Raw genomic sequence first — 6,447 nt, 5'->3', positions numbered from 1 at the left:
TGTCTAATACTACATTCCAAAATTATGATGATATTGTTGAAAGATCTTGCCAGGCTTGGAATGAAATACTAAGTGAGGATGGTTTTATTGAAAACTTGTGTAGTAGGGAGTGGAGTTTTTTTGGTTTAGTTGTTTTTTGAATTTGGTATTATGTGATTGAGAGAACCTTTGGACTACTCAAACTTCATCACGGCTTAGGCAAGGCAAGATACCTTGGACTGGCAAGAAACAAAGCCAGAGCATAGCTGATTGCTATGAGTCACAATCTTAAAACTGGGATGAATATTTTTAAAGAAATGCAGCGGTTAAAAGAGTTAAGGGGTTATTGCGTCCAATGAGTGGTAAAAGGATAAAAAGTAACAAAAAGCAAGAAANGGTTTTATTGAAAACTTGTGTAGTAGGGAGTGGAGTTTTTTTGGTTTAGTTGTTTTTTGAATTTGGTATTATGTGATTGAGAGAACCTTTGGACTACTCAAACTTCATCACGGCTTAGGCAAGGCAAGATACCTTGGACTGGCAAGAAACAAAGCCAGAGCATAGCTGATTGCTATGAGTCACAATCTTAAAACTGGGATGAATATTTTTAAAGAAATGCAGCGGTTAAAAGAGTTAAGGGGTTATTGCGTCCAATGAGTGGTAAAAGGATAAAAAGTAACAAAAAGCAAGAAAATAAATGCTAAAAGCGTAGATTTAAAGGGGGTTTTTTAGGTTTTTATGAAAAAGTATGGAGAAATTTGGAAAATTTTTTAAAAAAAATGGATGAGAGTGAATTAGGGGTAGAAATTATGAATTATTCAAAGGTCTCTCTTATTAAGTTAAATTTTTCATCACCTCAGGCATATTATAACCCACCTTTGACGCCGACCATAATTGATTAACCTCTTGCGCATATCCTGACACACCTTCGGTATCAGCGAATGAATCAAAAGAGGACATATATTCAACCAGTTTACTAACTTGTACCTTATCCAAATAATGGTAGCGGTTATTTTCAGCATCGATATCAACGCAAATTTTTGCACCATCGGTACTGCTATTATCAGCAAAATAATCTTTAATTAACACAGTACCATCTTGACCTCGGTATTGTTTAGAAATATCAACACCGGCATTGTCCTCTTGATAATCAATATCGGATTCGTCTGCCTCTGCAAGGGATCGATGTTTGATTAAAAGGTCGTTGTCATTATGGCGATAATACATCACATCTTGATAACTGTCTAAATCAAATGCAATATAATCCTCGCTGTCAACGATAAGTTCGCTGGATAGGTTGTCATTGCCAATCATAAAGACATCCGCTCCTTCGCCACCAGTAACAATATTGTTTGTGCCACCCAAATACAGTAAATCATCCCCTTTTCCTGCATCAATGTTGTTATTGCTTGAGTTTTTATGCATATACAGGGAATCATTGCCAGATTCAGCAAAGATGAGGGAGTCGTGACTGGCAACTTCTAATTCATCATTACCTTCACCCAAATAAACAGTATTCTTATTGCCAAATACTTTTCCATGGTCGTCTCCTTCGCCTAAACTCATTACATTATAGGCACCAATTACAACCCCGATATCATCGCCAGAATGGCCGTAAATTTTGCCATAATTACCTGTGGATACTAGGTAATCATTCCCTTCGTTGCCTGCAATATAGGCGCCTTCTCCAAATGCCCAAAGCTGATCTGCACCTGTGCCACCAAATAAAACATTGTATCGACCAGATGCAACACCAATGTCATCGCCTTCACCGCCAATAAACATATGGTTTTGACCTACAAAAACTGCATTGTCATCTCCTTCGTTGCCACTAATGGTGTTGCCTTCGCCAATGACATAAGCAACATCATCTCCTTTACCGCCCCAAACATTGTTGTTGGTACCCATTAAAGCAAACAAGTCCTTACCATCACCGCCCCATGCAAAATTTTGAGCCCCTATATTGAAGAATAAATCTCCGTCGTTGGTCATATAACCTATGTCTGAGAAAAACTCAACTACTTTATCTTTCATATTGGCAGAATCTATGGCAATACTACTGGCTAGTGTTTCTGCTAATTCTGGTAGATTACCAAGGGTTTCAAATAAGTTTGGCGCGTAAAAATCAAATAAAGAGGGTAGTTTAAGTCCACTAAAGCCAAAGGCTTCGTTGCTTTTTTCAGTACCATCTGAGCTTTCTTCATTATCACCGGTAACATTGTTTGAATTTTCGCTGTCATTGTCATCGTCGTCATCGTCATCGTCATCGTCATCGTCGTCATCATCTTTATCTTTGATCCCTAATGCCTCTAGCGTGTTTTCACCCATATCTTCTATTGATTCTACGCCAGATTCCAATGCATTAATAATACGAGCTGGTTCAGATATAGCTTGAATGGAGTTATCAAAGGTGTCAGATACTGTGCCAAGCAACTCTTTTAACATATCTGACATTGATAAATCAGGGGTTGATGTCTCGGTTTTATAGAATTCACCAGAATCAATGTATTGATAGCCCAATATATCGCCAAAGGTGGTGTCTTCTGCTTTCTCTGCCATCTTACTGAGAATACCGTTGATAAGTTTTGTTTTTACATTGCCTGGTGTGTAGGTAAAAGTGGTTTTTGGCTGTCCATCTGAGGTGTATCCTTGCTGCATGATACCAAATAATGAAGCAACAGTAGTATCTAAAACAGAAGAGATGGTATCACCAAACATAAAACTAAAATTACCATTACCAATAAGAATGTCGGATCCTTGTCCGCCAATCGTAAGATTTAAGCTAAAGTTACTAAGCTTCTCTTTGAAGCTTTGGTTTGCTTCCTGACGCTTGCTTTTCCGTTGCATAAAGTTATTAGCTTGCTTATTGAGCGTCGCTTCTATATCGTATTTCAACCCTGTGTCGGACACTTCGTTTTGTCCACCACGGTTTAAAATCTTCTTATAGTCGGTGTCACTATTCTTATCCAGCGAACTCATGTCCTTTGCAAACTTTTTGGTTTTCTTCCAACTCCATAGGGCATTTTGTTCGGCGTTACTCATATCTGCCATATCTTGTAAGGAGCCCAAAACATTGGCCGATCCATCAAAAGGATTAACAAACGGAATCATAGGGAAAGAAGGGTCGGTTGCGATAATAAAATCATTCCTGACACCGTGATTAACCACCACATTTTTAGTGCCTATTAAAATTTGCACACCTTCTAATGCGCGATAACCTCCTATTTCAATAAAACGATTGGTGTCTCCTGCATGACCAATACTAATTAAAATATTNTTGTTTGCCTTAACTGAATTAGCAAATTTAGTTTGCTGCTGATCAATAACAGCTAACTTTTGTTTGGTTTTTTCTGCATCTATTTTCTTTTGACCCTCACTTACTTCCTGTTGATCATCTGTATCTTGTGAGCTTGTATCATCATCCAAATCTTCACCTAGCTTTCTACCATTATATTTAATCAGGGTACCTTCATTGTTATAGACCCTACTAATCACAGAGCCTGCTGCACCAAGACTGTAAATAGTTTTGGCTGCACTGTCTTTGTGTATCCAGTCGCCTGCACCTGTGCTTGAAGTTATTTTTCTACCGTGTTCGTCAACAGCCACATAATTACTTCTAACAACAACGGGGGCTTTGATATTTGATTGACTGAGCTTTTCAACCATTTTTCTGCCATATTGACTGTCGCTATTATCGGTAGGATTGTCTGAATCTATATTACAACCGACAATACTAATGCGCCGTATGTCAACATCACCTGTTAATGCTTGATTGAGTTCGGTAATATTGGCACTTAACTCAGTAGCACTTCTACCACCCAGCGTGTCACCCCCCTCTTGTGTTTTTCTGCCATAACCTATCACAGACAATTTAACTCTGCCTGTTATTTTATCAAGTTCAGTGCCGTAAACCACTCGGTAAGTGCCGTCTTTTTGCATTTGTACGATGGTGGTCTGTGTTGGGTGCTTAAAGGTAAGCTTGAGAGCGCTGTCTTTGACATTGTCATCGGGTTCAGTTTGGATTAGGACTTGGTGGTCGTGGTTGGCTAATCGAGGCTTGGTTTTTTGTGCTTCTGCGGTGAGCTTGTCGATTTGTTCTTGGCTTGGGGTGTCCCAGTCTTGGAGTTTTTGGTCGTTGTGGGGTTGGGTTTCGGCTAGATGTGGAGAAGTATGCACAATCACATCTGAGTCTTGGGGTGTTTTTGATAGCCATTCTACGAGTGCACTGCTTGCTATTTCTTTACGCACTGTAATGGTAACTTTATATTTGTCAGACAGCGCTTTAACCAGTTCCAGATAATGACCAGGATTTTCTGTAGTAGATACTATAATGTCTATATCCGCAATAGATTGCTGGGTAACTTGAGATATAAGACCTAAGTTTTCCAAAGTCTCCCTTGTCGTAGGATAATCTTCACCCTCATGCAAAATTTTAACACTAATGTCAGCATCAAAATCATCACCTCGAAATGCTAATTGTTGTTGGTTTGACTCTAATCCTCCGATTTCTAAAATTGCCATTACATTTTTTGACATAAGAGGATCTTTGACAAAGCGTGTATCACCCTTAACTATTCTTACCCCAGAATCTCTATAGCGAGCAGCTAATGATACTTGAGCGTCTTCAGAGTCAGAGTGCACCACAATACTTGCATTAAGGCGTCCACCAAAATTATCTAAATTTTGCGTTTGTTGCAACGCATCACCCTGAGCAAACCAGTCGTTATCTTTTGGTGTTTTGATGTTGAGATGTGATATGGAGGCATCTGAAGGTAGTATATCTTTAAACTGATGTAACATTTGTTCAGTTTCACTCAAGCCTTCGGCCTTAACAAAAACTTTTAATGCACCCTTTAATTCACTAAGGCGTTTATTGCCGTAAATGCGTTCTATTTTTGGACTTCCATCTTTATCAATAGAAAGGGTAACATCATAATGCTCGTCTGTATAAGAATCCACAGTGATTACTTCACCTTTTTCATTGAATGCGTAAGTTTTTTTAAGGGCGTTGGAGCGATATTTTCTAAAAACGCCTTCTGAATCTGACATAATTTTTCTGCCATCCACACCAACTCTTACATCGGCAAGTCTGACACTTACCTTGGTGTTACTTACCCCTTTCTTTCGCAGCTCAGGTAGAAATCTTTCTGCATAGCCACCCTCTAAACTACAGGCAACCAAACTGACTTTCCTTATGACAGAACCCTCACCAGTAGCCCGATCTATAATGCTAATATGTTCGGCAATTTCCTTAATGCTTCTATTTATAATACCTTCTGAATTGCCATGTGCATTGATCACAATCTTAATATCACCTTTTGGTATTTGATCTAATTTAAGTCCATATACAACCTTGTAATTACCATTTTTATCCATATGGACAATAGTTGTATTGTCTGGATATTTTTCTGCCAGTCGTAATTCATCTTGAATTAGGGTAGAGTCATTTTCTGTTGTTATAATAACTTGGCGTATGTATCCTACAAATGGATCGGTAATGTGATCTTGCCTTGTGTTCTCTACCTTCCATTTCTTAAGTTTAACTTGGGACTCCTCAGCTACTTGAATCTCATGTTCTATAGCTAATATGTCGTGTTTTAATTGTTCATGCATTTCAGAACTACGACTTGCAAGACTCAATAACCACCCATGTGTCCTCTTTAATTTTTTAACTTTATCATCAACTTCCAGCACTTTAGTTGCTTCGTATTTTTCACGCACAAGTAGCACGGACTGTCGCACGGACTGTTCTGTTCTTCTCAAGTCTTGAGCTTCAATGTCAACAATAAAATCTTGCAAAACAGCATTCACCCTGTTTAATTCTCCTATAATTTCTGAATTTGGGTTTGTTCTTAAATGCTCATCAAAATTCAACTTGAATGCCTTTAAATCAGAATGATAGAAGCCCAATTCATATTCTTGTACTTCATGAAAAATACGAAAAGCATAAAGAGTTCTAGATAAAAGATTAGAATGCTTACTTTGCTTTTCAGATGTGGATTTAAGCAACTCTTCCAATCTTTGTATTTCTTCATTAAGATTGATCAATGGGTTCTTTAGCGCTTCACTGTGGTTTTTAACCGTTTCAGTTTTTTGGCTTATTCCTCCTTTATCTGTATCCCAGCTATAAACTGTCTTGGTTCCTCCTGTTAGCATGGTTTTGGTGCCATTCGCATTGACTTCTATTTGTGTTGTTCTGCCAGTTACTTCGGCGTTGATGGTGCCATTACCGCCGTCATACAATCTTTGTGCAACTAATTGTGCTAAAGAGGTAATTTCAGTTGAAGTGCCACTTGAAGAGGGTTTGTCTGTTTCACAACCCACTAAGGCAATACGACCTTGCTCTGTTTGTTCTATTCTAAGTTTTGTTTGTAAGTCGGTGATATAGGTAGCGAGTTGTTCAGCGCCTATTGCTGCCATTTCAGATCCGTGAGCCACTACATTGATACGGTATTTGCCATTGACATTAAG

1 protein-coding gene is annotated in these 6,447 nt (G+C 38.5%); it reads right to left on the bottom strand.

Translation table 11 applies throughout. The features are described from left to right. Nucleotides 1-810: 810 nt before the first annotated feature. On the bottom strand, nucleotides 811-6,447 hold a 5,637-nt coding region (locus tag BHECKSOX2_RS08520), incomplete at its 5' end, for a C80 family cysteine peptidase (RefSeq protein WP_280953246.1).

The sequence above is a fragment of the thiotrophic endosymbiont of Bathymodiolus puteoserpentis (Logatchev) genome, from assembly GCF_900127505.1.
Classification (GTDB): domain Bacteria; phylum Pseudomonadota; class Gammaproteobacteria; order PS1; family Pseudothioglobaceae; genus Thiodubiliella.
Note: the sequence above shows the minus strand (reverse complement) of the source record. Positions and strands in the feature narration are given on the sequence as shown.